General features: G+C 71.2%; 25 protein-coding genes. 11 read left to right on the top strand and 14 right to left on the bottom strand.

Features of this window, described 5'->3' with window-relative positions:
- The first annotated feature begins 179 nt into the window (after window positions 1–179).
- Window positions 180–1,010, top strand: a complete 831-nt coding sequence (locus ACWC1K_RS03205) for a TIGR02452 family protein (protein ID WP_450828412.1) — start codon at window positions 180–182, stop codon at window positions 1,008–1,010.
- Window positions 1,011–1,154: 144 nt separating this feature from the next.
- Here the strand turns inward: ACWC1K_RS03205 and ACWC1K_RS03200 are convergent, their stop codons facing one another.
- Window positions 1,155–1,556, bottom strand: coding sequence for a cupin domain-containing protein (locus tag ACWC1K_RS03200; protein ID WP_450828410.1), 402 nt, complete (start codon window positions 1,554–1,556; stop codon window positions 1,155–1,157).
- Between the two features lie 98 nt (window positions 1,557–1,654).
- Here ACWC1K_RS03200 and ACWC1K_RS03195 point away from each other — a divergent pair, with 98 nt between their 5' ends.
- The 3 genes from ACWC1K_RS03195 (at window position 1,655) to ACWC1K_RS03185 (ending at window position 4,389) form a co-directional block, all read left to right on the top strand.
- Window positions 1,655–2,341: a helix-turn-helix transcriptional regulator gene (locus ACWC1K_RS03195; protein ID WP_450828408.1), complete on the top strand. Its 687-nt coding sequence runs from the start codon at window positions 1,655–1,657 to the stop codon at window positions 2,339–2,341.
- Window positions 2,341–2,772 (top strand): hypothetical protein, encoded by a 432-nt coding sequence (locus ACWC1K_RS03190; RefSeq protein ID WP_450828406.1) that lies wholly within the window; start codon window positions 2,341–2,343, stop codon window positions 2,770–2,772. Before ACWC1K_RS03195 ends, ACWC1K_RS03190 begins: the two co-directional genes overlap by 1 nt.
- A gap of 285 nt (window positions 2,773–3,057) precedes the next feature.
- Window positions 3,058–4,389 (top strand): phosphatase PAP2 family protein, encoded by a 1,332-nt coding sequence (locus ACWC1K_RS03185; RefSeq protein ID WP_450828404.1) that lies wholly within the window; start codon window positions 3,058–3,060, stop codon window positions 4,387–4,389.
- Between the two features lie 40 nt (window positions 4,390–4,429).
- Here the strand turns inward: ACWC1K_RS03185 and ACWC1K_RS03180 are convergent, their stop codons facing one another.
- The 5 genes from ACWC1K_RS03180 to ACWC1K_RS03160 form a co-directional block, all read right to left on the bottom strand.
- Window positions 4,430–4,876, bottom strand: coding sequence for a type II toxin-antitoxin system PemK/MazF family toxin (locus ACWC1K_RS03180; protein ID WP_123969191.1), 447 nt, complete (start codon window positions 4,874–4,876; stop codon window positions 4,430–4,432).
- 158 nt (window positions 4,877–5,034) lie between these two features.
- Window positions 5,035–5,781 carry a phosphotransferase family protein gene (locus tag ACWC1K_RS03175; RefSeq protein WP_450828402.1) on the bottom strand — a complete coding sequence of 249 codons (747 nt, stop codon included), beginning with the start codon at window positions 5,779–5,781 and terminating at the stop codon, window positions 5,035–5,037.
- Window positions 5,782–5,979: 198 nt separating this feature from the next.
- Complete coding sequence (locus ACWC1K_RS03170; RefSeq protein ID WP_450828400.1) at window positions 5,980–7,467, bottom strand: flotillin family protein; 1,488 nt, start codon at window positions 7,465–7,467, stop codon at window positions 5,980–5,982.
- A gap of 143 nt (window positions 7,468–7,610) precedes the next feature.
- Window positions 7,611–7,829, bottom strand: a complete 219-nt coding sequence (locus ACWC1K_RS03165) for a hypothetical protein (protein ID WP_232655759.1) — start codon at window positions 7,827–7,829, stop codon at window positions 7,611–7,613.
- A 26-nt stretch (window positions 7,830–7,855) separates the two neighbouring features.
- Window positions 7,856–9,280 carry an amidase gene (locus ACWC1K_RS03160; protein ID WP_450828398.1) on the bottom strand — a complete coding sequence of 475 codons (1,425 nt, stop codon included), beginning with the start codon at window positions 9,278–9,280 and terminating at the stop codon, window positions 7,856–7,858.
- A gap of 248 nt (window positions 9,281–9,528) precedes the next feature.
- Here ACWC1K_RS03160 and ACWC1K_RS03155 point away from each other — a divergent pair, with 248 nt between their 5' ends.
- The gene (locus ACWC1K_RS03155) at window positions 9,529–10,917 is read left to right on the top strand and encodes a glycoside hydrolase family 43 protein (protein WP_450828396.1); all 1,389 of its coding nucleotides are present in this window, start codon (window positions 9,529–9,531) and stop codon (window positions 10,915–10,917) included.
- A gap of 43 nt (window positions 10,918–10,960) precedes the next feature.
- Here ACWC1K_RS03155 and ACWC1K_RS03150 read toward each other — a convergent pair whose 3' ends face one another.
- From ACWC1K_RS03150 to ACWC1K_RS03135, 4 genes are read right to left on the bottom strand one after another with little or no spacing between them, the layout of a single operon-like run.
- Window positions 10,961–11,932, bottom strand: coding sequence for a PDR/VanB family oxidoreductase (locus ACWC1K_RS03150; RefSeq protein WP_450828394.1), 972 nt, complete (start codon window positions 11,930–11,932; stop codon window positions 10,961–10,963).
- 17 nt (window positions 11,933–11,949) lie between these two features.
- Window positions 11,950–13,140, bottom strand: a complete 1,191-nt coding sequence (locus ACWC1K_RS03145; protein WP_450828392.1) for an acetyl-CoA C-acyltransferase — start codon at window positions 13,138–13,140, stop codon at window positions 11,950–11,952.
- A gap of 30 nt (window positions 13,141–13,170) precedes the next feature.
- Window positions 13,171–13,782, bottom strand: a complete 612-nt coding sequence (locus ACWC1K_RS03140; RefSeq protein WP_450828390.1) for a histidine phosphatase family protein — start codon at window positions 13,780–13,782, stop codon at window positions 13,171–13,173.
- A gap of 56 nt (window positions 13,783–13,838) precedes the next feature.
- Window positions 13,839–15,374, bottom strand: a complete 1,536-nt coding sequence (locus ACWC1K_RS03135; RefSeq protein WP_450828388.1) for an AMP-binding protein — start codon at window positions 15,372–15,374, stop codon at window positions 13,839–13,841.
- 194 nt (window positions 15,375–15,568) lie between these two features.
- On the opposite strand from ACWC1K_RS03135, the gene ACWC1K_RS03130 reads away from it, so the two are divergent.
- Genes ACWC1K_RS03130 through ACWC1K_RS03120 form a run of 3 tightly spaced genes read left to right on the top strand, consistent with a single transcriptional unit; the run spans window position 15,569 to window position 18,424 of the window.
- Window positions 15,569–16,810, top strand: coding sequence for an acyl-CoA dehydrogenase family protein (locus ACWC1K_RS03130; protein ID WP_450828386.1), 1,242 nt, complete (start codon window positions 15,569–15,571; stop codon window positions 16,808–16,810).
- Window positions 16,811–16,852: 42 nt separating this feature from the next.
- The gene (locus ACWC1K_RS03125) at window positions 16,853–17,617 is read left to right on the top strand and encodes an SDR family NAD(P)-dependent oxidoreductase (RefSeq protein ID WP_450828385.1); all 765 of its coding nucleotides are present in this window, start codon (window positions 16,853–16,855) and stop codon (window positions 17,615–17,617) included.
- 3 nt (window positions 17,618–17,620) lie between these two features.
- Window positions 17,621–18,424 carry a ThuA domain-containing protein gene (locus ACWC1K_RS03120; RefSeq protein WP_450828383.1) on the top strand — a complete coding sequence of 268 codons (804 nt, stop codon included), beginning with the start codon at window positions 17,621–17,623 and terminating at the stop codon, window positions 18,422–18,424.
- A 34-nt stretch (window positions 18,425–18,458) separates the two neighbouring features.
- Here the strand turns inward: ACWC1K_RS03120 and ACWC1K_RS03115 are convergent, their stop codons facing one another.
- The 4 genes from ACWC1K_RS03115 to ACWC1K_RS03100 all read right to left on the bottom strand — a co-directional run bounded on the left by ACWC1K_RS03115 (window position 18,459) and on the right by ACWC1K_RS03100 (window position 23,424).
- A complete protein-coding gene (locus tag ACWC1K_RS03115; RefSeq protein WP_450828381.1) occupies window positions 18,459–19,502 on the bottom strand; it encodes an NAD(P)-dependent alcohol dehydrogenase in 1,044 nt (347 codons plus the stop codon).
- Window positions 19,499–20,635, bottom strand: coding sequence for an ABC transporter permease (locus ACWC1K_RS03110; RefSeq protein ID WP_450828380.1), 1,137 nt, complete (start codon window positions 20,633–20,635; stop codon window positions 19,499–19,501). Before ACWC1K_RS03110 ends, ACWC1K_RS03115 begins: the two co-directional genes overlap by 4 nt.
- 1 nt (window position 20,636) lies before the next feature.
- Window positions 20,637–22,214 (bottom strand): sugar ABC transporter ATP-binding protein, encoded by a 1,578-nt coding sequence (locus ACWC1K_RS03105; protein ID WP_450828378.1) that lies wholly within the window; start codon window positions 22,212–22,214, stop codon window positions 20,637–20,639.
- Window positions 22,215–22,281: 67 nt separating this feature from the next.
- Entirely contained in the window at window positions 22,282–23,424 is a 1,143-nt protein-coding gene (locus tag ACWC1K_RS03100) for a sugar ABC transporter substrate-binding protein (RefSeq protein WP_450828376.1), read from the bottom strand.
- A gap of 387 nt (window positions 23,425–23,811) precedes the next feature.
- On the opposite strand from ACWC1K_RS03100, the gene ACWC1K_RS03095 reads away from it, so the two are divergent.
- Genes ACWC1K_RS03095 through ACWC1K_RS03085 form a run of 3 tightly spaced genes read left to right on the top strand, consistent with a single transcriptional unit; the run spans window position 23,812 to window position 25,752 of the window.
- Complete coding sequence (locus tag ACWC1K_RS03095) at window positions 23,812–25,218, top strand: aromatic ring-hydroxylating oxygenase subunit alpha (RefSeq protein WP_450828374.1); 1,407 nt, start codon at window positions 23,812–23,814, stop codon at window positions 25,216–25,218.
- 8 nt (window positions 25,219–25,226) lie between these two features.
- The gene (locus ACWC1K_RS03090; protein ID WP_365842561.1) at window positions 25,227–25,529 is read left to right on the top strand and encodes a 2Fe-2S iron-sulfur cluster binding domain-containing protein; all 303 of its coding nucleotides are present in this window, start codon (window positions 25,227–25,229) and stop codon (window positions 25,527–25,529) included.
- Window positions 25,530–25,536: 7 nt separating this feature from the next.
- Entirely contained in the window at window positions 25,537–25,752 is a 216-nt protein-coding gene (locus tag ACWC1K_RS03085) for a transposase (RefSeq protein ID WP_450828372.1), read from the top strand.
- The last annotated feature ends 3 nt before the right edge of the window (window positions 25,753–25,755 follow it).

Raw genomic sequence — 25,755 nt, 5'->3', positions numbered from 1 at the left:
TATCGGCACGTTCCGACTCGGTAATCTCCTCGTTCCGGGCGTTTCCTCTGGCTTTCCTGGGTGTTCGCGGACGTGGAAACTCTGTTGCACCGCATGTCCAGGATCGCCCACGATCGGTCCATGAGCACGACGGGGGAGCGCGCACGGCGCGCGAGCATGGCGCACACGGGGGTGGCGCCATGAGCGCGCGCCTGCGCGGCATCGCGCAGCAGACCGAACAGATCGTGGCCGCGGGCGTCTATCGGGCGCCCGACGGGCGCGAGGTGTCCATCACCGCGGCGGTGGAGGCGGCGCGGGCCGGTACGCGGATGTACGGACCGGAGCCCGTGCAGGTCTCACCGACCGCCGCTGCGGACACGTTGTTCGAGGTCACCGGCGAGAGCAGTCTGGAGGCCGCGCGGCGGCTCGGCGGGCCGGTGGCGGTGCTGAACTTCGCCTCGGCCCGCAACCCGGGCGGCGGTTTCCTCAACGGCGCCCAGGCCCAGGAAGAGGCCCTGTGCCGCGCCTCCGCGCTGTACACGTGCCTGCTCGGGGCCCCGGAGTTCTACGACCACCACCGCACCCACCGCGACCCCTTCTACACAGACCGGGTCATCCACTCCCCGGCGGTGCCCGTCTTCCGCGACGACCGCGGCCGCCTGCTGGACGAGCCGTACACCGCGGGCTTCCTGACCGCCGCCGCGCCGAATGCGGGAGTCATCAGGCGTACGGCGCCGCAGCGCGCCGCCGAACTGCCGCAGGCCCTGGCCGTCCGCGCCGAGCGGGTGCTGGAGACGGCCGTGGTCCACGGCTACCGGCGCCTGGTGCTGGGGGCCTGGGGCTGCGGGGTCTTCCAGAACGACCCGGCGCAGGTGGCGGGCGCCTTCCGGGCGCTGCTCGGCCCCGAGGGCCGGTTTTCCGGGGCCTTCGAGCGCGTGACGTTCGGGATCCTGGACCGCACGACGGGCCATACGGTCCGAGGCGCGTTCGCACGGGCGTTTCCTGTGGTGCAGTCCCAGTCGAGCCGGTGAGCCCCCCGCAGACGGGGGATGCTGCGGGGGGCTCACACAGGAAGAGGGGCGAGAGACGCCCCGCGTTCCCCGGCGTCAAACGTTGCATCTCGTGGCTTTCGCACAGGCTCCGGAGTGCCCGGCAGGCCCCGTCCGGGTGCGGTCTCAGGGAGCCTGGCCGATCTGCAGACCGGCACGGCGGCGGTGGACCGTCAGATAGGCGAGGCCGTCGTCCCCCGCGGTGATGCTGCGGGTGGAGCCGTGCGGGAGCCAGAGCAGGGTGCCGGAGGTGAGGGACTGCTGCTCGTCCCGCGGATCGGCGCCGAGGACGCCGTCGCCCTCGACGACGAGCAGCAGTACGTCCAGGTCGGGCTCTGCGTGCGGGGGGATGTGGCGGCCGGGCGTCAACCGGACCAGATTGGCGTCGAGTTGGCGTCCGCTCTCGGCGAGCTTCCACAGCACCGCGGTATCGCTCCAGGCCGTGGCGGTCAAGGCGTCGGTGTTGCCCAGGATGCGCGGGATCGCGGCCTCCGGCTCCGGACCGACCTGCCTGTCGGCCTTGCTCATCGGCTCCCCTCCATCCTGTCCGCCTACGTCCGCCCTACCGCCCGCCCACCAATTATTACAAGTACTATTTGGAGAAAATGGTTGCGGGTGGAGGGGGAATGAGGGGCATGCCCGGGGCGCACAGAAGCGCGCGTCGTCGTGCGGTCCTCGACGTGCTGCGCACGGCCGCGGCCCCGCTCGGCGTCGCGGAGACGGCCGAGCGCATCGGAGTCCACCCCAACACCGTCCGCTTCCATCTGGAGGCGCTGACCGGCGAGGGACTGGTCGAGCGGCAGGTACTGGAGCCGTCCGGACGCGGGCGGCCGCGCACCGTCTACGCCCCGAGGCCGGGCATGGACCGTGGCGGAACCCGCGGCTATCGGCTGCTCGCACAGATGCTCCTCGGCCGCATCGCCGCCATGGGGCCCGACGCGCGGGCCACCGCGACGGAGGCCGGCCGGGCCTGGGGCCGTTCCCTGGTCGAGTCGCCGCCCCCGTCCTGGCGGCCCACCCCCGAGGAGTCGGCGGGCCGGCTCGTCGAGCTGCTGGACCGTCTCGGCTTCGCCCCGGACCCGGAGGGCGGCGAGGTCCCCTCGCGGATCCGGCTGCGGCACTGCCCCTTCCTGGAACTCGCCGAGGAGTACGGCCAGTTGGTCTGCCCGCTGCATCTGGCCCTGATGCAGGGCGCATTGGCCGAGCTGCGCGCCCCGCTGACCGCGACAGATCTGGAACCGTTCGCCGAACCCGATGCGTGCCTGGCCCACCTGGCGCCCGCGCCGCGGCAGACAGCAGAAAGGCATCCTTGATGTACCCCACGTGGGCCGCGGTGGCGGTCGCGGCCACCTTCGTCTGGCTCGGCATGGTCCTGGCGATCTCCTTCCTGGAAGCACCGCTGAAGTTCCGCGCGCCGGGCGTGACCCTCCCCATCGGGCTGGGGATCGGGCGGTTGGTGTTCCGGGCGCTGAACCTCGCGGAGGCCGTGCTCGCCGTCGTGGTCCTGGCCGCCGTCGCGGCGGGCGATCCGCCGGGCCCGGTCTTGGGTCCGGTCACCGCCGCGGCGGTGCTGCTCCTCGCCCAACTTCTCGCGGTGCGCCCGCGCCTCAACAGCAGGTCGGACCGGGTCCTGGCGGGCGAGGACCTGCCCCGCTCGCGCGACCACCTGTACTACGTCGCCCTCGAAGTCGCCAAGGTCGTGGCCCTGATCGCCCTCGGGATCGGTCTGCTGACTGCCGCGTGAGTGAACCTTGTGCGAGCCACAGGTGTCTTCTCAGTCGGCGCGGGCATCGCGAGGCCGTCCGTGACCAGCGAAACCCACTTGCACCGCCCCGATAGCATGTTCGAGCTCGCGACGATCGCCGTCATAGTCCGCCCTCTACCGAAAAGCCATGCAATCCAGCACAAAAAGCGACCTGACTAACCAACATCTGAAAAATCGGCCAACCAATTGATATCCAGAGAATCGCGGTCATTTCCGCGAATAAGATCCGGTTCAGCCTTCGCCACCTGGTGGCGGCCGCGGACCATGCTGTGGACCGCGGCGGGTGTAGTGGTGCTCGGATTCCTCCTCGCGCTGGAGGTCGCCGCGCGCCACTACGGCCTGCCGGGGCCGCTCACGACCCAGGTGCAAGAGGTGGTACTGCCCCCGAAATCGGGTTTCCTCCTCTACGGCAGCATGAGTTTGATGATGGTGGTGCTCACCCGGCGGCAACGGTTCATCGCGGCGGGTACCGCGATCGGCATCGACCTCGTCTTCGTGGTGGTGCGCTGGGCCGGCGACGTCAAGGTGACCGACAACCATCACCCGTTCGGCAACGGCGCGTTGTGGGTCATTCTGGGCTGCGCCGTCATCGCCGTCACGCGCCGCACCGGCCAGGAACGTCTGCTGCTGCTGAAGGGCGTCGGGCTGGCCCTGCTGCTGGTCGCCGGGCGCAAGACCGGTGACACCTGGCTGCTCATCACGTCGAAGTCGCGCCACATGGTGCTCGACCAGTACGTGGCAACCGCCGATCACGCGCTGGGCAATCCGTCGTGGCTGGTGGGGCGAGTCGTCAAGGCCACCGGCCCGGTCGGCTTCCATGTTCTCGACCTCGTCTACGGCCAGCTCGCGGTGGCCGCCGTCGTCGTGACGCTGTACCAACTGCGCAACGTGGCCGCGGAGCGCCGCTTCCCCAGCCACCATCTGGTGCGCACGTTTCTGGTGATCGGCCTTCTCGGACCGGCCATCTACATGATCTTCCCGGTGGTCGGACCGATCTTCGCGTACGGCACCGGCACCGACCAGTGGCCCTCGCCCGATCTGGGGCCGGACGCGCTGCCCACCGTGCACTGGGCGGTGGCCGACCTGTGGCCGGGCACGGCGCCGCCGCTCCACGCCCCGCACCCGATGCCGTTCGACGCCTACACCCCCCGTAACTGCATGCCCAGCCTGCACACGGCATGGGCCACCGCGATCTTCATCCACTCCCGGAAGGGCCCACGGGCCCTGCGCTTCGCCGGCACCTTCTGGCTGATCGCGACGCTCTGCGCCACCCTGGGATTCGGCTACCACTACGGCGCGGACCTCATCGCAGGCGTGGTGTTCACGCTCACCATCGAGGGAGCTCTGCGCGCCCACGGCCGCGGCTGGGACCGGTCGGGCATCCAGCTGGTCGCCCACGGCGCAACGGTGTTCGCCGCGCTGTTGGTGTCGTACCGCTATCTGCCGATGGACATGGCCAGGCTCCCGTGGCTGTTCGGGCCGCTGCTCCTGCTCGCGATGATCTCGGTGGTCCACGACTATGTGCGGACCACCAGAGCGTGGGAACCGACGGCAGCTCCGGCACGGCAACTGGAGCCGCAGCCCGAACCGGCATGACCTGCGCGAGGCCCCGGTCGGTCAGGCCGGGGCCTCGCGTTCAGCTCCAGCCGTAGCGCTCCGCCAGCCGCTGTCGCACCAGGTTGAACCGCCCCCGGTCCAGGGCGCAGGCCTCGCGGCGCATGCCGTCCTCGTGCAGCCGCAGCACCCGGTCCACGTCGATCCAGGAGTCGCGCCCGGATCGGTCCCAGGGCCCGCTGCCGATCGCCACCCACTCCCGGTCGCCGTCGTGCCGCTTGCTGGACAGCTGCACGGCGAGCAGGGTGCCGGCGCTCTCGCGGGCGACGACGAGCACCGGGCGGTCCTTGCCGCGGCCGTCGTTCTCCTCGAAGGGCACCCAGGTCCACACGATCTCGCCGGGGTCCGGGTCCCCGTCGTGCGCGGGGGAGTACTCGGTCCGCACCCTGCCGACCTGGCGGGGGTCGGCCTCGGTGGTGGCGGTGGGGCCGAAGCGGCCCGGCACGTTCTCATCGGTAAACGCAGTCACGCAGGCACCCTACGTCTCCGGGCACAAGGAGGTTTCTGGACCTCTGTGAATGACAGTGCGTCAGTTCTCGGTGACGCCGGCCAGGGGGGCGAGCGAGTCGGGACGAGGAGACGGAGTCCGGCAGCGGCTTCACGAGCCGGAGTCGGGCGCGCGCGGCCTCACATCCGGGATCTCAGTACGTCGACCTCACAACCCGGCGCGAAGGGGTCGAAGCCGTGCTCGCTCAGCCAGCGGACGATCAGCAGGCTCCGCAACGACCACCATGCGCGGATCACGTCGAGGTCGACGTCGGTGCCATAACCGGCGATCAGGTCGTCGAGGTGCTCCTCGTGTCCGAGCGTGAAGGTGGCGAGGTCGTGGAGGGCATCCCCCTGGCCCGCCTCGGACCAGTCGATGATGCCCGTGACCTCGTCGCCGTCGACGAAGACGTGCGCGATCTGCAGGTCGCCGTGTGTGAACGCCGGAGTCCACGGCCGCAGCGCGGCCTCGGCCACCCGGCGGTTGCGGGTGACCAGGTCGGCGGGCAGGACGCCGTGCGTCACGAGCAACCCGCACTCCTCGTCGAGCTCCGCCGCCAGCGCGCCGATGCTCCGCCCGGCCCCGCCCGTCCGGGGCGGCAGCGGTGCGTCGTGCAGCTTCCGGATCGCGGCGCCCGCCGCCGCCCAGGCCGCCGGCGACCCGGTGGACGGCCCGCCGAGGCGCCCGAGCGTCGTCCCAGGGAGGGCGGCGACCGCCAGCACGTGCGGCTTGCGCCACAGGACCTGCGGGGTGGGGACCGGAGCGAGGGACATCGCCTCGACCTCGACGTCGATGCGCGTCTGGTCGCTGTCCACCTTCAGGAACACGTCGCCGACGCGCAGAGTCGCGCGCTCGGAATGGGCGACGACGACTTCGACCTCATCCATGGGCGACCAGTATCCCGGGGATGATCGCCGACATCGCCGGGTTTTTCGCGTGCGATGACGCGGCTGACCGCGTCCCGCCGGCCGGCGGCCTCGGGCACCACGCCGACCAGCCCTGCGAAGGGCCGAGGCACCTCAGCAGGCCGGGGGCCCTCGAAACCGAGGACCCCCGGGGCTGCTGGCGTACCGCTGCCGGTGCGGCTATCCCTCCTTCTCCACCGGCACCTTCTGCGACGGCGGTACCGCTGTCCCGTTCAGGGACGGCGAAGTGCCGTGCGGGGCCTGGCCGTTCTGGTTCATCGAGGCCAGCAGCTGGCGGGCCAGGCCGAGACCGGTGCCGCCCATGGTGAGCGCCTTGGCGAGCATGTCGGCCATGCCGTCCGCGCCGTTGAGCACCACCATGTTGTCGACGCTGCCGAACGCGGACGCGCCCGCCTTGACGATCTCCGGCCAGTTCTCGGCGAGCTGCTGGGCGACGACCGCCTCCTGGTTCTCGGCCAGGGCCGCGGCCCGCGCCTTGATGGCCTCCGCCTCGGCGAGACCCTTGGCCCTCGTCGCCTCGGCGTCCGCCAGACCCTTGGCCTGCGCGGCGGCCGCCTCGGCCTCACCGGTGGCCTTGGTCGCCGTGGCGGCCGCGGCACCCCGTGCCTTCGTCGCCTCGGCCTCGGCACTCGCGGCCGTCTTGACCCGCGTCGCCTCGGCGGCGGCCGCCAGCTCGGTCTCCTTCGCCTTGGCCTGCGCCGCCGAGATCCGCGCGTCGCGCTCGGCCTCGGCCAGCGTGCGCTTCTCGTAGGCCTTGGCGTCCGCGGGCTTGCGGACGTCCGCCTGGAGCTGCTGCTCCCGCCGGTGCGCCTCGAGTTCGGCGACCCGGGTCTCCTGGACGACGACCTCCTGCCGGGCCGCGGCATCGGCGAGCGGGCCCGCCTGCCGCGCTTGTGCGGCCGCCTTGTCCCGCTCGGCCTGGTAACCGGCCTGCAGGATCTCGCTGTCCCGGGTCGCCTCCGCCATCCGCGCGAACGACTGCTGCTCGGCCTCGGTGGCCAGCCGGTTCGACTCCGCCTGTGCGATCCGCGCGTCCCGCTGGACGGCGGAGGCGTGCGGTGCGGCCAGGTTCTGGATGTACCCCGTCGGGTCCTCGATCTCATGGATCTGCAGGGAGTCCACGATGAGCCCCAGCTTCTCCATCTCCGTGCCGCAGGCGGCCCGGGTCTGCGCGGTGAGCTTCTCCCGGTCGCGGATCATGTCCTCGACGGTCAACCCGCCGACGATGGAGCGCAGATGACCGGCGAACACGTTGTGCACCCGCTCCGCCATCAGCTTCTGCTGGTCGAGGAAGCGGCGGGACGCGTTCGCGATCGACACGTAGTCGTCGCCCACCTTGAAGATGACCACGCCCCGCACCTTGAGCGGAATGCCCTGGTGGGTCACGCAGTCCACATGCAGTTCGGTCTCGTTCAGGTCGAGCGAGAGCTTGCGCACCGCCTGCACACCGGGCAGCACCAGCGTGCCGCGCCCGGTGACGATGCGGAATCCCATGCCCTCGCCGAGCCCCTCCGTCTTGTGCTTCGAGCCGGAGATGACGAGCGCCTCGTTGGGCTCCGCGACGCGCCACATGAGCTTGAACAGACCGATCAGAACGAGAATGGAGGCAACCACCACTCCCGCAACGACGCCGACAACCATCGGCATACGCCCCCTTTGCATGGTGCCCTTTCGGCACCGAACGAAGGGAGTGTGCTCCTGCGCGAGACCGGTGAGAAGACGCCTGCGAATCCTTGTCGTTTTCTTGACGCCCACCCCTTGCCAAGGCTCTCACCTGGGGCGGAGCACGCTCAACTGTCGTAAGCGGCGGTGACGTAGACGGTCCTCGGCGGCAGGTACTCGACGACCATCACGACCGTGCCCCGCTCGATCCGGTCGGTCCCGGCGGCGGCGTACGCGAGGAAGTGCTCGGCCCCGCCCCGCACCCGGACGATCACCTCGCCGACGAGCCCGGGCCCGACCGTACCGGTGACCCGCCCCATGAGCCCGACCATCGACGCATCGTCCATGGTCACAGGGTACGGGCCGAATCCGCCTACGCCGCCGGGGAGTCCGTGACGGCCCGCTGCGGTGGCCACGCCTCGTGCCAGCGCAGCTCCGCCTCCAGCTGGGCGGCGAGCGAGATCAGCAAGGGCTCGCTGCCGGCCGGTCCGAGCAGCTGAGCCCCGACGGGCAGCCCGCCGCTCACGAACCCGGCGGGCACGTTGACCCCGGGCCAGCCCAGCACGTTCCACGGCCAGGCGTACGGGCAGGCGGCGATCATCGCCCGGTCGGTGGCGAAACCGCTGAGCCGCAGCATCGCGCCGATGCGCGGCGGGGGAGCAGCGGTGGTGGGCGCGAGGACGACGTCGTACGACTCGAAGAAGGTGCCGATACGGCGTTGCAGCACCGCCTCCGCACGCCGCGCCGCCTTCAGCGGTACCCCGCCCAGCAACCTGCCCAGCCGGGCGGCCTCACGGGTGCGCCGGTCCAGGAGTGCGGGGAACGGCGTCTCGGCCACGCGCTCTGCGATGCCGGCGGTGGCGCGGGGGACGAAGGTGAGCCCGATCTGGCCGTAGGGCGGGTCGGCCTCCTCCACGACATGCCCCAACGTGCTGAGCTGTTCGGCCAGTTGGAGCACGCGGGCGCGGATCTCCGGCTGGAGGCGGGCGGGCACGGCGGTGAACGGCGGCTTGAGGGAGAGCGCGATGCGCAGCCGGCCGGGCTCGCGGCCCACTGCCTCCAAGGCGTTGATGGCCGCCGGCCGGTGCGGATCGCGCTCGTGGTTGCCGCTCGCGGCGTCCAGAAGCAGGGCCGCGTCCGCGACCGTGCGGGCGAGGGTGCCGTTGACGGTGATGCCCTGGAACGACTCGCCGCGCGGCCAGGTGGAGATGCGGCCGCGCTGCGGCTTGATGCCGACGAGGTGGGTCCAGGAGGCGGGGATGCGCACGGATCCGGCGCCGTCCGACCCGAGCGCGGCGGGCACCAGACCGGCGGCGACGGCCGCGGCCGACCCGCCGGACGAGCCGCCGGGAGTGTGCTCCGGATGCCACGGATTGCGCGTCGCGCCGAAGGCGGGCCCCTCGGTGAAGGGCCACTGCCCGAACTCGCACGTGTTGGTCTTGCCGACGATCACAGCCCCGGCCGCGCGCAACCGGCGTACGGCCTCGCCGTCCTCGGTGACCGGCGGGAACTCCCCGTCGCAGCCGAAGGCGGTCGGCTCGCCGGCCACGTCCATGTCGTCCTTGACGGCGACGGGCACGCCGAGCAGCGGTTTGCGCACCCCGGCGGCCAGCTGTTCGTCCGCCGCGTCGGCCTCGGCGAGAGCGGCCTCGGCGCGCACGATCCGGAAGGCGTTGAGGGTGGACTGCGTCGCCTCGATCCGCGTGAGGGCCTCCTCGACGAGCACCCGTGAAGTGGTCTCCCCCTCGGCGAGAGCGCGGGCGGACTCCGCCAGGCCTGCGGCACGGTCGAGCGTCATGCGGGACACCTCTCCGGGACGGCGTTGTCTACTGAACGGTAACGTCCTATGGGCCGAAGTGGTACGGCATCTCGAACATCCCTTCCCTCGGCGGCGATTCGCTGGGAACGCAACCGCCGCACAGGTGCCAGGCAGTCCTGCTCAATCCATTGACGCACACAGGCCTCACCTTTACCTTCTGACCGACTTGCCGAACCATGTTCGATATTCCGGACATTGTGGTTCTCGGTTGGACCAAGGAGCCGCACGTGAGCACTCGACCCCCCGCCCCCTCCCGCCGCGCCCTCCTGCGTGCGATGGCCGCCCTGCCCGCCTCGGCGCTGATACTGGGCGAACTGCCCGGCCTGCTCGCCACGGCATCGGCCACGGCACCGGCGAGCGGCTCCGCCACCCGCTACACCATCGTCCCGTTCCTCAACAGCAACGACGGCACGGTGAACGTCTACCAGTCCGACGACGCCACCGACTTCCGCCTGGTGCAGGCCTCCGCCTACACCCCGCCCAGCAACAGGATCCGCGACGCGAGCGTCTTCAAGCACACGGACGGCTACTACTACCTCACCTACACCACGCACACCTGGCAGGACGTCAGCACGACGATCGGCTTCGCCCGCAGTTCCGACCGCGTCAACTGGACGTTCCTGTACGACTACACGGTCCCGATCGCCGACCTGTCCCGGGCGTGGGCGCCCGAGTGGTTCGTCGACAGCGACGGCAGCGTCAACATCATCGTGTCCTGCTCGCTCACCAGCGACGAGTGGATCTTCACCCCGTACCAGCTGAAGGCCACCAACTCGGCGCTGACGGCCTGGAGTTCACCCGTCGCCCTGTCCGGGATCGGCTCCAACCACATCGACACGTACATCGTGAAGATCGGCTCGACCTACCACGCGTTCACGAAGAACGAGACGGCCAAGTACATCGAATACGGCACCGCGTCGAGCCTCACCGGCCCCTACACGATCACCAGGACCGGCGACTGGGCCGGCTGGGGCAGCTACCGCGAGGGCCCGTCCGTGATCCAGCTCGACAACGGCGGCTGGCGCATCTACTTCGACGGCTACGGCGACGGCAACTACTACTACAGCGACAGCTACGACACCTTCGCGACCTGGACGACCCCGAAGGCGCTGCCCTCCATCTCCGGCACGGCACGCCACTTCACGGTCATCAAGGAGACGGTGTCCGGCGGCCCGAGCCTCGCCAAGAACGTGACCCGCTCGTTCCAGTCGGCGAACTACACCACGCGTTACTGGCAGGAGCAATCCGCCCTGCTCAACCTCCCGGTGGTCACCAGCTCCAGCACAAGCGCGGAGAAGACGGCGTCCACCTTCACGGTCGTCGCGGGTCTGGCCGACTCGAACGCCTTCTCCTTCCGCGACGTGTCCGGCAACTACCTGCGCCACTACGACTTCCGGGCCCGCTTCGACGCGAACGACGGCACGTCGACCTTCGCCAAGGACGCGACCTTCATCGCCAGAACGGGCACGGCCTCGGGCTCGATCCGCTGGGAGTCGTACAACTATCCGGGTTACTACCTGCGGCACTACGACTACCAGCTACGGCTGGACGCGACGGCGGGGACGGATCTGTTCCGGCAGGACAGCTCGTTCGTGCCGGTGACGGCCTGGGGGTGAGCTCTGCCCTCCTTCAAGCTCGTCAACGCCGGCAGCGGGGCCGTCATAGATCGAGGACGAGGCGAGGGCCGCACGAGCGGGAGACGCAGATGAGCATGGTGTCTCCGGCGGCTCGTTCGTCCTCGGACAGCAGCGAGTCGCGGTGGTCGGGTGTGCCGTCGAGCACGTCGGTCTCGCAGGTGCCGCAGGTGCCCTCCCGGCAGGAGAAGTCGACCGCGACGCCGGCCTCCTCCACGGTTTCGAGCACCGAACGGTCCGGTGGCACGGTGAGGGTGAGCCCGGAACGGGCGAGCTCCAGCTCGAAGGCGTCGGCAGGGCCGTTTTCGGCCGTCCGGACCGGGGCGAAGCGTTCGACGCCCAGCGTGCCGGGCGGCCGGTCCGCGCACCGCTCCTGCACCGCCCGCAGCAGGGGTTCCGGACCACAGGCGTCGACCAGGGTGCCCTCCTCGTGCGTGCCGAGGAACGCGGCGAGGTCCAGCAGGCCGTACTCGTCCTGCGGACGCACGAGTACCCGGTCCCCGTACGGGGCGAGGCGGTCCAGGAACGCCATGGAGGTCCGGGTGCGGCCGCCGTACAGCAGACACCAGTCGGCTCCCGCGGCCTCGGCCGCCTCGACCATGGGCAGGATGGGCGTGATACCGACGCCGCCCGCGATGAACAGATGGCGTGCGGCAGGCCGCAGCGGGAAGTTGTTCCGCGGTCCGCGGACCCGTACCTTGGCGCCTTCGTGCAGCTGGTCGTGGACGTATGCGGAACCGCCTCGACCCTCCGGCTCACGCAGTACGGCGATCTGCCAGGCCTCGCGTTCGGCGGGGTGCCCGCACAGGGAGTACTGACGGATCAGCTCGTCGCCGTCGTCGCCGTTCAGGAGTACGTCGATGTGGGCGCCCGGCGTCCAGTCGGGCAGTGGGCCCCCGTCCGGGCGGCGCAGGGTGAGGGAGACGACGTCGTCCGCGGCCCGGGTGCGGGTCTCCACGGTGAGCGTCGCGTCGACCGTGGGCAGTTGGTTGTTCATGATGGTCAGCTCCGGGTTCAGGCCGGTGTCGGCACGTGCAGCAGTAGTGCGTCGCCCTGGCCGCCGCCCCCGCACAGGGCGGCCGCTCCGCTGCCGCCTCCGCGCCGTCGCAGTTCGGCGGCGAGGGTCAGGACCAGCCGGGCTCCGGTCATGCCGACCGGGTGCCCGAGCGCGATCGCTCCGCCGTTGACGTTCACCTTGTCCAGGGGGATGTCCAGCTCCCGTACGGTGGCCAGGGCCACCGAGGCGAACGCCTCGTTGATCTCGAAGAGGTCCAGGTCGGCGGCCTTCAGCCGGCCGTCCCGGGACAGCGCGTCGCGGATCGCACCGGCAGGCTGGACGAGCAGCGAGGGGTCGGGGCCGGCGACCGTGCCGTAGGCACCGAGCTCGGCGAGCGGCGCCAGGCCCTCCCGGCGGGCGCGCTCGGCGCTCATCATGACGACGGCCGCGGCGCCGTCGGAGAGCTGTGAGGCGTTGCCCGCAGTGATGGTGCCGACATCGGAGAAGGCCGGCTTCAGGCGTCCCAGGCTCTCGCCGGTGGTCCCGGGTCGTACGCCCTCGTCCGTGGCGACCACCGTCTCGCCCCGCCGCCCGGCCACGGTGACGGGGGTGATCTCCTCGGACAGCGCACCCGACTCCTGGGCCTGGGCGGCCCGTTGATGGGACAGCGCGCTGTACTCGTCCTGTTCCCCACGGGTCAGGTCGAACGGCCGTTGGTAGCGCTCGGTCGCCGCGCCCATGGAGACGCCGTCGAAGGCGCAGAGGAGGGCATCGCGGTCGAGGGCGTCTTCGGCCGCCGCCGAACCGTACTTCCAGCCGGTGCGGGCTCCGCGCAGCAGATGCGGGGCGTGCGACATGGACTCCATGCCACCCGCTACGACGATTTCGTGACGGCCCGAGGTGATCATGAGGTCGGCCAGGGCGATGGCGTGCAGTCCGGACGGGCAGAGCTTGTTGACGGTGCTCGCGGGCACGGAGAAGGGGATGCCGGCCTGGACCGCGGCCTGCCGTGCCGGGTTGGGGCCGGCTCCGGCCTGGACGACATGGCCCAGGACGACGGCTTCCACGGCCGCCGGATCCAGGTCCACGGCGGCCAGGGCCGCGCGGATGGCGTGGGCGCCGAGGTCGACCGCGGACAGGGAGCCGAGGGCGCCCAGCAGTTTGCCGACGGGCGTCCTGGTACCGGCGACGATGACGGATCCGGGCATGGCCGGGACCTCCTGGGGCGTGGGACGGGGTCAGGCGGCCGTGCCGGCGTCCACGGCACGGTCGGTGATCAGATGGGCCGTCTCGTTGACCGAGTGCAGGACGACGCGGCCGCCGGGCATGCGCCGCACCCGGCTGACGGACGTGTAGTCGGGGTGGAACCAGAACATGGTCGGCAGGCCCAGCACAGTCGCCAGATAGGTGTTGGTGATGCCGCCGTGGCAGACGGCCGCGACCCGTCCGCCGGGATGGGCGTCGAGGATGGTGTTCATGGCGCGGACGGCACGGGCCCGGAAGGCGTCCCGGTCCAGGTCGGGCACGAAGTCCTCGAAGCGTCCCTCGGCGAGTGCCGCCGCCCGGGGATCGTCGGCGCCGATCTGCTCGGGCGGTGTGTAGGGCTGGGACACGTCCGTGTCCCACTCGCGCAGGTCGTCGAGGACGGTGGCGGTCATGCCGGTGAGCCGTTCCAGGGGCGCGGCGGTCTCCCGGGCCCGCCGGTAGGGGCTGACGTACAGGGCGTCGAGGTCCTCGTGTCCGAGCCAGGCGGCCAGATGTTCGGCCTGGGCGGTGCCCTCCGGGGCCAGCCCCGGGTCGAACACACCGGCCAGCGGGAGGCCGTGCCGGATGAGGAGGAGTTCGGTCATGGTGATCCTTCACAGGGGTGAGCGGGCACAGGGGTGAGCGGGCACGGAGGTGCGGCTCAGCCGGCGATGGTCCGTTCGGAGGCCCAGTAGGGGCGGCGCATCGCGCGTTTGTCCAGCTTGCCCATCGCGTTGCGCAGGAGTTCGGGCACGAACTCGTACGACTTCGGGCACTTGTAGGCGGCGAGGCGCTCGCGGCAGAAGCGGTCCAGTTCGTCGGCGGGCGGTTCGTCCGCGGCCACGACGAGCGCCCGCAGGGACTCGCCGAAGTCCGGGTCGGGCACGCCGATGACGGCGACCTCGGCGACCGCCGGGTGCTGTCGCAGTACGGCCTCGCTCTCGGCCGGGTAGAGGTTGACCCCGCCGGAGACCACCATGTCCGCGGCCCGGTCGGTGATGAAGATGTAGCCGTCGGCGTCGACATGGCCGATGTCGCCGAGGGTGAACACGCCGGGGGCGATGTAGGCGGCCTTGGTCTTGTCCGGGTCCGCGTGGTAGCGGACGCCCTGGTCCTCCGGGGCCCGGAAGGCGAGCAGTCCTGGTTCGCCGGGCGGCAGTTGCCGGCCGTCGTCATCGGTGACCAGGACCTCGAAGGGAGGACGCACGCGGCCGACCGACCCCGGGTGGGCCAGCCACTCCGCGCTGCTGATGCGTGCCACGGTGCCCGCTTCGCTGGCGCCGTACGACTCGGTCAGCACGGGACCGAACCAGTCGATCATGGCTCGCTTGACGTCCGGCGGACACGCGGAGCCGGTGTGGGAGACCTGCCGCAGGCTGGAGACGTCGTACCGGGCGCGGACCTCGTCCGGGAGGGCGAGCAGGCGTTGGAAGTGGGTGGGCACCATCACCGTCGAGGAGACCCGCCACTTGTCCACCCGGCTCAGGAACGTCTCCGCGTCGTATCTGCCGAGGACGACCACCGGCTCGCCGGCGGCGAGGTGCCGTAGCGAGGTCAGCGGGGCGTTGTGCTGCAGGGGACCGCACACCAGGTGGGGTCCCGGCGGGAATCCGGGCCGGGCGGACATCGCGGCGAGGTAGGCGGAGCTGTCGGCGACCGGGTCGCTGACCCAGCGCACCTCGGTGCCGCGTGCCCGTCCGGTGGTTCCCGAGGTGTAGACGAGCGGAGGCCGGGCGGGTCGGCCCACGGGGAGGGTGTGCTCGGTGGGTGCGGCGGCCAGCCATCGGTCCCAGTCGAAGGCGTGGCCGAGCGCCGGGGTGCCGTGGAGTACCACCGGCAGGCCCAGTTCACGGGCCGCGTCGAGCGCGGCACCCGCGCCGACGGGTCCGGCGACGATCCCCGTCACGCCCGCGTCGATGATCTGCTCGACGAGTTCGCCCGAGGTGAGGTTCCGGGACGTGGCGACGGTCCCCACTCCGGCACGCAGGCCCGCCAGATGAGCCACCAGGGTCGGGATCGCGTTGTCGCCGAGGACGGCGATCCGGTCCTCGGGGCCGGGCGCGAACTCGAGGAGCCGGGCCGCTGCCCGCGCCACCTGGTCGGCGAGACGGGACCAGGACAGCACGTCCAGGTCGTCCGCCAGGGCGGGCTCGTCGGGTGACTCCTGGGCGCGACGGTCGAGTGGCAGCAGCGACATGGCTCCTCCGGCGGCTCCTCGGACCTCTCCCGAGTTCAAGGGAGAGGAGATGCTGAGACTGTAGCGTTTATCAAGAAAGTGCGGAACACTCTGATCCTGGACGGAGTCATTCACGCCTGTTTCAGCGGGTGGCGGGCGCCCCGTCCGCATTCCGTTACTGAATCCACCGTCTGGTAAGTGCCCGAGGAGGAGCCATGTCCGAGCTGGATCCGGACGCATGGCGCAGGCAGGTCCGGCAGTGGCTGGCCACCGTGCTGGATCCGGTGCGGGCGCCGGACTCCGCCACCCAGACCGCCGACCTCGCCGTGTTCCACAACCTTCCGGAGAACGAGGAACGCCTGCTGCTGGAGCGCTGCCGCGCCTACCAGCGAGCCCGGTTCGACGCCGGCTACCAGGCCCTCACCCTCCCTGCGGACAAGGGCGGCGCGGGGCTGACCGCCGCCCATGTGGCCGCCTTCGCCGAGGAGGAGTCCGCCTTCGAGGTACCGCCGTCGACCGAGCTGATCAGCGTCACCGTGCGCCTGGTCGCGATGGCCGTCTCCCTGTTCGGGACCGCCGAGCAGCGCCGCGACCACGCCCGCGCCTTCCTGCGCACCGATCTGCTGGCCTGTCAGCTCTTCAGCGAGCCCGGTGCCGGATCGGACCTCGCGGCCCTGCGCACCCGCGCCCGGCAGGAGAGTGGGGGAGACTGGGTGATCGACGGTCAGAAGGTGTGGACCTCGGGCGCCCAGTTCGCCGACTACGGTCTGCTGCTCGCCCGCACCGACCCGGACGTCGTCAAACAGGCCGGCATCACCGCCTTCCTGGTACCGATGGACGCCGACGGGGTGGAGGTGCGCCCCATCCGCCAGATGAGCGGCGGCGCCTCCTTCAACGAGGTCTTCCTCAGTGGCGTACGCGTCCCGGACCGGCTCCGGATCGGGCGCCCCGGCCAGGGCTGGGAGGTCGCCACCGCCACCCTCGCCTTCGAGCGCACCGCCTCCGGCAGCGGCAACCGCCGCAAGGGCGGCACCTTCACCGACGTCCTCGCCCTCGCCCGCTCCCTCGGCCGCACCGAGGACCCGCTGGTCCGCCAGCGCCTCGCCGACCTGTACGTCCGCGCCGCACTGCGTGCGGCGACCGTCGAACGCGTCGCCAGGACCAGCGCGGCCGGCGGCCGGCCGGGCCCGGAGGCGTCCTTGACCAAACTCATGGCCTCCGAACTGCTCACCCGCACAGGGCAGGTCGCCGCCGAGCTGATGGGGGCGCGCATCAGCGCCGACACCGCGGAGCCGGGCACCTTCGCCTGGGCCGAGCATCTCCTCGGCGCCCCCGGCTACCGGCTGGCCGGAGGCACCGATCAGATCCAGCGCAACCTGATCGGTGAACGGGTGCTCAAGCTGCCGCCCGAGCCGAGGGTGGACCGGGTGCCGTTCTCGCAACTCCCCGGCAACTGAGGCATCACGCCTCGTTTCGGCAATCACGAAGGAGTGACATCGATGGATCTGGGACTGACGGGCGCCAAGGCTCTGGTGACCGGTGCGAGCCGGGGCATAGGCCGGGCGATCGCCGCGCAACTGGCGGCGGAGGGCTGCGCGCTGGCGCTGTGCGCCCGGGGTGCGGAAGGGCTGGCCAAGGCCGCCGCCGAGCTGCGCGCCGAGGGTGCCACGGTGTTCGAGGAAGCGGTCGACGTCACCGACCCGCAGGCCCTCGCCGGCTTTGTGGAGCGGGCGGCCGGCGCCCTCGGCGGCCTGGACCTGCTGGTGTCCAACGTGTCGGCGGGCAACGTGAAAGGCCCCGAGTCCTGGGAAGCCAGCCTGCGCGGCGACCTGATCCCCTTCGCGGGACTCGTCGAAGCCGCCCTGCCCCATCTGGAGGCCTCCGACCGGGCCGCGGTCGTGGCCATCGGCACCACCAACGCCTCCGACACCGCGCGCCCGGCCGGTGCGAACTCGTACTCCGCGCTCAAGGCGGCCGTCGTCCAGCACGCCTCCGCCCTCGCGCACGCCCTCGCCCCGAAGGGCATCCGCGTCAACACCGTCTCGCCCGGCCCGATCGACTTCCCCGGCGGCGCCTGGGAGACCATCCGCACCAGCCGCCCGGAGGTCTACGAAGAGGTGCTCGCCAAGCTGCCGATCGGCCGCTACGGCACCGCGGAGGACGTGGCCGCGGCGGTGGCGTTCCTGCTCGGGCGGACCGGCTCCTTCTGCGTGGGAGTCAACCTCGTGGTGGACGGCGGGCTGCTCACCCGCGTCCAGTACTGAGCCATGGCGGGCCCGGCAGGCCGCCTGGACGCCGTCCTCGTCTGCGGCGGCCGCTGGCACGACTTCGACCACGCGCGGCTGCGGCTGCTGGAACTGCTCGGCGAGCACCCGAGGGTGCGCACCACCGTCCACCAGGACTACGACTGCGTAGAAGCCCTCGACCGGGCCGATCTGCTGGTCACCTACACCTGTGACGTACGGCCCCGCCCGGCGCAGCGGGCAGCGCTCGCCCGGCTGGTCGAGCGGGGCGGTCGCTGGCTCGCCCTGCACGGCACCAACGCGGTGATCGAGCCGTCGGCGTCGGCGCACGGCGGGGCACGGGAGTTCACGACCCCGCGCCTCCTCGGCGAACTGGCCCAGGTGCTCGGCAGCCAGTTCCTGGCGCATCCGCCGATCGAGCCGTACGAGGTGCGCGTGACCGATCCCGGCCATCCGCTGGTCGCCGGGATCGGCCCGTTCACGGTCACCGACGAGCTGTATGTGTGCGAACTGCACGGGGAGTTGGAGGTGTTGCTGCACGCCGAGTACACGGGGACGTGCCGTGGCTTCGCCGAGGGCGGCACGGCGGCCCTCGACAGCGCGCCCCGACCGGTGCTGTACCTCAAGCGGCACGGTCTGGGCGAGGTCTGCTACTTCACCCTCGGTCACTGCAGGGGCCGTTACGACATGCAGGACCTTGGCGTGGACGACACCGGGCGCGTGGACCGCGGCCCCTGGCAGACACCGGAGTTCCTGACCGTGCTCCGGCGTTGCGTGGAGCGGACGGTGACCGGCCGCAGCCCCGCACAGCAGCGGGCCGGCGCCTGAGTCGGACTCGGGCGCCGGGCCCGCGCGGGGCGGCTCACGCGTGCGGCAGCACCACCGCGCGGCCCTTGATGTCCCCTGCGTGCAGACGCTCGTAGGCCGCGGGCGCCTCGTCGAGCGTGAAGGTCTCGACGTGCGAGGAGACCAGACCCCGCCGAGCCAGCTCGACCACCTCCATGAGCTCCCGGCGGCTGCCCCAGTAGGGGAACGAGGCGGAGACCTCGAACGGCAGCCCGCCGCCGAAGCCGACCGCCAGGGTCCCTCCGCCGAGGCCGACGATCGTCACATCGCCCTCCACGGCCACCGAGGCCGCGGCGACGGCGAGGGTCGCCTCGGCGCCCACGAAGTCCAGCACCACTTCCGCTCCGATCCCGCCGGTGAGCTCCCGCACCCGTGCGGCTGCCGCGCCGTCGGAGAGCAGCGCCTCGTGGGCGCCCACGGCGTGGGCGAGTTCGAGCTTCTCCTTGCTCACGTCGAGGGCGATCACCGTGGCCGGTGTCAGAGCGCGGAGCAACTGCACGGCCAGGTGCCCCAGACCGCCGACTCCGATGACCACCGCCGTGCTGCCCGGGACCAGCTTGGGCAGTGACGTGCCGATGGCGTGATAGGGCGTCAGCCCCGCGTCGGTGAGCGGGGCGGCCTGCACCGGGTCCAGTCCGTTCAGCGGCACCAGATGGCGGGGCGAGTCCACCAGCAGGTACTCGGCGAGCGCGCCGGGGGAGCCGAGCCCCGGCGGCAGGATGCCGAGTCCGGCGGCGTGCGGGCAGCAGTTCTCCTTGCCCACCGCGCACTTGGGGCACTGACCGCAGCCCCAGGGGCCGTACACCGCCACCTCGTCGCCTTCCGCCACCGCCGTGACTCCGCTGCCCACCTCCGTGACGGTGCCGACGCCCTCATGGCCGAGCGTCATCGGCAGCGGGTAGGGGAACTGCTCCTCGGGCCACCCCATGACCGCCAGGTCGGAGTGGCACAGCCCTGCCGCGGTCACCTTCAACAGGACTTGTCCCGGCCCCGGTTGGGGCACGGGAACCTCGACCACCTCGGGGGCCTGTCCGACCTTCCGGTACTGCACAGCCTTCATTCGGCGGTCTCCTTGTCGATGGTGGGCAGGGCATCGCCCTCCGAGGGAGCCTCGGAGCCGACACGCGAGTGGCTTCCCCTCCGGCGGCGCAGAACGGCGGGCAGGGTGAGCCGGCCACCCGTCAGGACCAGTGCCACGATGAGGACGGAGCCGGTGAACAGGCTCGCGGCCCACTGCGCGCTGGTGGCCAGCCCCAGTCCCGTGATGCCGGTCCCGAGCAGGAGCACCGCCAGCACGGTGCCCCAGGCGTTGAAGCGCCCCGCACGCAACTGGGTCGCCCCGACGAAGGCGGCGGCGTAGGCCGACAGCAGATAGGGGGTGCCCGCGGTCGGCGATCCGGAACCGACCGAGGACGCGAAGACGACGCCGGCGAAACCGGACAGCAGCGCGGAGGCCACCAGGGTCAGAAAGCGCAGCCGGTCGGTGCGCACACCCTGCAACCGGGCGGCGTCGGCGTTGAAGCCGGTCGCGTACAACCGGCGTCCGGTGGCGGTGTGTTCCAGCAGGAACCAGATGGTCAGCGCGGCGAGCAGCAGATACAGCACCGGCAGGGTGATGCCGCCCGCGTCGAGCTGGGCGATGTTCGCGAACGGCTTGGCGAGCAGCCGCACACCCGTGATGGAGCTGTCGTCGGTGACCATGGTGATCAGTGACTGGATCAGCGCGCCGGTGGCCAGGGTGGCGATGAACGAGTCGACCCGCAGCACCACGACCACGATGCCGTTGGCGAATCCCACCAGCAGTGCGGCGGTCATCGCCAGGGCGACGGCCACGCCGGGACCGAGTCCGGCGGAGACCAGGAAGCGGGCGGTCAGCACGCTGGTGAGCGACATGGTGTAGGCGACCGAGAGGTCGAAGACGCGCGCGGCCAGGGGAGGTACGACGCTGAGTGCCACCAGGCCGGCCACCGCGTTGCCGTTCAGCACCTGCTTGACCGTGATGACGGTCGGGAACGTGTCCGGCGCCCAGACCGAGAAGATCACGACGATGACCAGCCACACGTACACGGCGCCGATGGTCCGGAACGACAGGGCCGCCACCGCCCGTCGCACCGGCGCCCCCCGCAGGAAGGGCGCGGGCCTCTGCGCTGCGGACGGCGGTCGATCCACCGCCCGGGTCGGGGTCGATGTCATGTCACTCGGTTCCTTCCATGGCGTGCACGAGCGCGCGTTCGGTGATGTCCCGGCCGCTGATCTCCCGTGCGATCCGGCCGTCCCGTACCACCAGGACGCGGGTGCACAGCGCGAGCAGGTCCTGGGTGTCGGAGGAGCAGACGATGACGCCCATGCCCTCGGCGGCCTGTCGCGCTATCAGGTCGTACAGCTGCAGTCGGGTGGCGATGTCCACGCCGGCCGTGGGTTCGCACAGCGCCAGGACGGGCGGGTGCTGGGCCAGACAGCGGGCCATGACGACCTTCTGCTGGTTGCCGCCGCTCAGGGTGGTGATGCGGGCGCCGGGGCCGGCCGTGCGCACCCCGACCCGACGGATCCAGTCGTCGACCAGGGCGGACTCGCGCCGCCGGTGCAGCCGCCCGACCCGGGCGCGCAGTCGCCGCAGGAGCGGCAGGGTGAGGTTCTCGCCGACCGAGAAGTCGCCGATGACTCCCTCGACCGCGCGGTCCGCCGGGACCATGGGCAGGCCCAGGGTGCCGGCGTCGCGCACCTCGGTCCACTGCCCGGAGCGTTCCGGCAGCCGCAGCCGACCGCTCACCGGCCCGGTATGGGCCCCGCACACCGCGTACGGCACGATCTCGTGCCCGGAGCCGACCAGACCGGTGATGCCCAGGCGCTCGCCGCGCGCCAGGTCGAGGTCGACTCCTCGTAGTGGCCCGGCGCGTAGGCCGCGCACCTGCAGTACGGAAGGGGCGGAATCGGTGGAGGGCGCCGGACGGCGGCCAGTGTCGGTCGCGGTGTGCGTCTCCTCGCCCGCCATCAGTTCCGCCAGCGAGCGTGGGGTGAGGTCGGCGACCGGGCGGGTGGCGATGCGGCGTCCGCCGCGGATGACGGTCACGCGGTCGGCGAGCGCGAAGATCTCGTCCATGCGGTGCGAGACGTACAGGACGCCGGCGCCGCCCTCGCGGACCTCCCGCACGATGTCGAAGAGACGGGCCACCTCGCCGGGCGGAAGCACGGCGGTGGGCTCGTCGAGCACCAGGACACCGCGGCCGCCCTCCCACCCCTGGAGCGCGGCGGCGATGGCCACCACCGTGCGCTGGACGGGGGTCGCCCTCGCCAGGGGACGGTGTACGTCGATGTCGACGCCGAACCGTTCTACGAGGGAGGTCGTCCGCCTCGACATCTCGGGCCAGTCGATGTTGCCCAGGGCCGTGCGGGCGAAGCCGTGGCTGAGGGCGAGGTTGTCGATGGCGCTCAACTCGCCCACCAGGCCCAGTTCCTGGTGGACGAAGCGGAGCCGGTCGTGGCGGGAGGTGGTGGCGTGGCCGAGGTCGAAGGGCTCGCCGTCGAGTTCGGCCACCGCTCCCGGCTCCGCGTGGTGGTAGCCGGCGAGGATCTTGATGAGGGTGGACTTGCCGGAGCCGTTGGGTCCGATGAGGGCGTGGATCTCGCCGGGTGCGACCTGGAGGTCCACGTCGGTCAGTGCCTGGGTGCCGCCGAATCGCTTCGACAGCGCGGCCACCCGCAGTATCGGCGAATCCGTCCGCCGGGCTCCACCGCCCGTGTCCTGCCGTGCTTTTGACGAGGTGTCAGTCACGACCGGTCCTCCGTCCGCAGGCGGGGAGAGAACCGCCGCCGACTCGGGCCGGCGGCGGTCGAGCGGGTCAACTCAGGCCCCAGAGCGCCTTGAACTGCTGCTGGTAGCTCTCGACGATCGGGAAGTCGCCGTCGGCGGAGGGCAGGTTGTCCTTGGTGACGAGCATGTTGGGCAGTGCGGCCTTCTGGTCCACGGCCATGGACTGGCCGGTGAAGTGCCGGGCCAGCGCGTCGACCTGGAGCCAGGCGGTCTCGTGGGAGTTGAGGGCCATCGCGCCGTCGGTGAGACCGCTCTGGATGTACTGGTAGTTCTGTGCGTCACCGACGTTGACGACGATGTGCTTGCCGGTGATGCCGGCGGTCTTCAGCGCGGCGGGCACACCCACGTTGAGCAGGCCCAGGGAGAAGACGACATGGGTCACCTTCGGGTGTGACCGCAGATACGACACCACGCGGTCCGGCATGTCCTTGCCCACCGAGGTGATCGGCACGTCGACGCTGTCCAGCGCACAACCCGCGCACCACTGCTTGTAGTTGGCCGCGAAGGAGTCCTTGACGGGCTTGAGGATCGTGTAGGCCGGCAGGTCGAAGTACACGGTGTCCGCCTGGGCGCCGCTGTTCGACACCACCCACGCGGCGAGCATCCGGCCCTGGACACCGACGTCCTTGGGCCCGTTCTTCAGCAGGGAGACGCCGTCGCCCACCACGTCGTCGGCGTTCGACTGGATGACGGGGATGCCGGCCGCCTTCAGCTGTGCCAGCTGCTTGCTGTAGACCGCGCGCGGGAAACCGGAGGCGACCACGGCGTCGGGCCTGTCGCGCACGGCCTGCTCGTAGGCGGCCTGGACGGATTCCGGTGTGCCCTGCGTGGCGACCTGCTTCACCTTCCAGCCGAGTTGCCCCGCGGCTTCGGTGAAGAAGTCGGCGAGGTCCTTGCAGGACTGGACGCCGCAGAGGATGAAATCGATCTTCTTGCCCTTGGGGACGGGCTTGCCGACGGGCTGGGTGACGGAGATCGCGGTCGGGCGCTGCGCGTACGCCTTGAGAGCCGTGCGGGCCGCTGTCAGCCCGGGGGAGCCGGGCGCCGCCGCCTGCGAGGAGCCGGAGGCCGGGGTGGTGCCGCTCCCGCACGCCGTCAGGGTGAGCAGGGCGGTGGCAGGGACGATCGCGGTGAGGGCGCGGCGGACCGCGCGTCCGGGTGTGGAACTCATCGTTGAGAACTCCCGTGGTGTGGCGCCTGGGCTGCCGCGACCCGCGGCGCGGGGCGGAACGGCACGCGACAGGTATGAGGGGTGCGTCGATCGCCGGCGTGGGGTACGGCGCGGGCCGCCTGGGTGGGATCCCCGCGGCGCTGGCACCGGGCTGGCCCAAGACCGTCCCGGATCGTAGAAACTTATGAGGCACTACAGTCTCAAGTGGGTCGGAGTGTGACACGCCGGAGCGGCCTTGGGGAGGGGAGGTGCCGAGAAATTTCCGCGCTTCGTGGCGCATTCAGTGCTGACCTCGGGAGATGTGGTCTTCATCGGCGGTCGAAAGTGTTGCTCCGTACCACACCCGGTAACTACACTCGCTCTAAAGTTTCTGCCGGAGGAGAGATGATGGACGAAACGTCGGAGCTGGGTACCGCGCGGTGCCCCGGGCCCAGCGTCCAGGACTACCTCGACCAGGACAGCCGCCCGGTCCCGCCCGCCCTGAGGTTCGAGCGGAACGACCCCCTCGGCAGCGAGGACATCGACACCGCCCGCTTCACCTCCCGTGAGTGGGCCGAACGCGAGATGCGGCAGGTCTGGCGGCGCGTGTGGCAGTTCGCCTGTCTGGAGAGCGAGATTCCCGAGGTCGGCGACCACGAGGTCTACGAGATCGGCGACGACTCGCTCATCGTCGTGCGGACGGCCCCCGAGGAGATCCGCGCCTTCGTCAACGTGTGCCTGCACCGCGGACGCAAACTGCGCACCGGCGGCGGCAACGTGAGCGAGTTCCGCTGCTCGTTCCACGGCTTCGCCTGGAACCTCGACGGCACGATGCAGACCCCGCCCTGCGCCTGGGACTTCCCGCACGTCACCCCGGAGAAGTTCGCCCTCCCCGAGGCCCGGGTGGCCACCTGGCGCGGCTTCGTCTTCATCAACATGGACCCGTACGCGGAGTCCTTCGACAGCTATCGCGGCACTTTCGACGAGTACTACATCTGGCCGCTGGAGAACCGCTACAAGTCACTGCACATCGCCAAGGTGCTGCCCTGCAACTGGAAGGTCGCCCAGGACGCCTTCATCGAGTCCTTCCATGTGATCGCCACCCACCCGCAGATGCTGCCGTGGCTCGCCGACGCCAACTCGCAGTACGACGTGATGGCGGACCAGCCGAACTGGAACCGGATGATCAACATCCAGGGGGCGCCCAGCCCGCACGTCGCGGACTCCGTCACGGAGGAGGACGTCCTGGAGACGTTCTACGACTCGCGCGCCTTCTACGCCGCCGCCCAGGGCCGTGACCTGGTACGTCAGGAGGGCGACGAACTGCCGGCGATCCCGCCCGGCGGCACCGCCCGCCAGGTCCTCGCGGAGCGGATGCGGGCGCAGCTGGCCGAGACCTCGGCGCAGGACTTCTCGCAGACCCCGGACACCGAACTGCTGGACGCCATCAACTACTTGCTGTTCCCCAACTTCAACCCCTGGGGTGGCGCCAAGTCCAACATCATCTACAGGTTCCGGCCCAACGGCCTGGACCCCGACTCCTGCACCGCCGAGATCATCTTCATGTCCTCCCCTAAGCGGTCCGGCGAGATGCCGGCCCCGGCGAAGATCCGCTGGGTGCCCGAGGACATGCTCTTCGCCGACATCCCCGAACTCGGCGTTCTGGGACCGGTCTTCGACCAGGACTGCGAGAACCTGCCCTACGTCCAGCAGGGCCTGAAGGCGATGCGCAAGCCGGGTATCACGCTCGCCAACTACCAGGAGAGCCGCATCCGCCACTTCAACCGGACGCTCGACCAGTGGATGGACAGGTGACCCAGCGGGTGACCGTCAGACCCCTGGGCGCCGAACTCGACGTACGCGACGGCGAGGACCTGTTCACCGCCGCCCGGCGCCTCGGCTACCGCTGGCCCACCGTCTGCGGCGGCAAGGGCACCTGCCGCACCTGCTTCGTCCAGGTGGAGGAGGGCGCCGAGAACTGTTCCCCCGTGGGCCCGCTGGAACGCGAGGGCATCGAGGCCCTGCGCAGGCCGGTGGACGGCCTGACCCGGCTCGCCTGCCGGCTTCGGGTCGAGGGCCCGGTGACCGTGACCAAGCGCGGCGTGCGCCGCCGAGTGCAGGAGTGAGGCCCCCATGTCCAAGCAAGTGATCCACCCGCTGACCGGGCATGTGTACCGGCTCACCGAGGACGGACTGGTCGAGGTGACCGACCCCAGGACCGGGGCGCGAGGCGTGTTCGACTTCCAGGCCCGGTGGCAGTCGGGCGAACTGCGCCACGCCGACCTCCAGATGGCCGGGTGGGTCGGCCGGCTCGCCCAGCGGCGCACGGCGCCCCCGCAGGAGGGGTGACGC

The sequence above is a fragment of the Streptomyces sp. NPDC001492 genome, from assembly GCF_053597275.1.
Note: the sequence above shows the minus strand (reverse complement) of the source record. Positions and strands in the feature narration are given on the sequence as shown.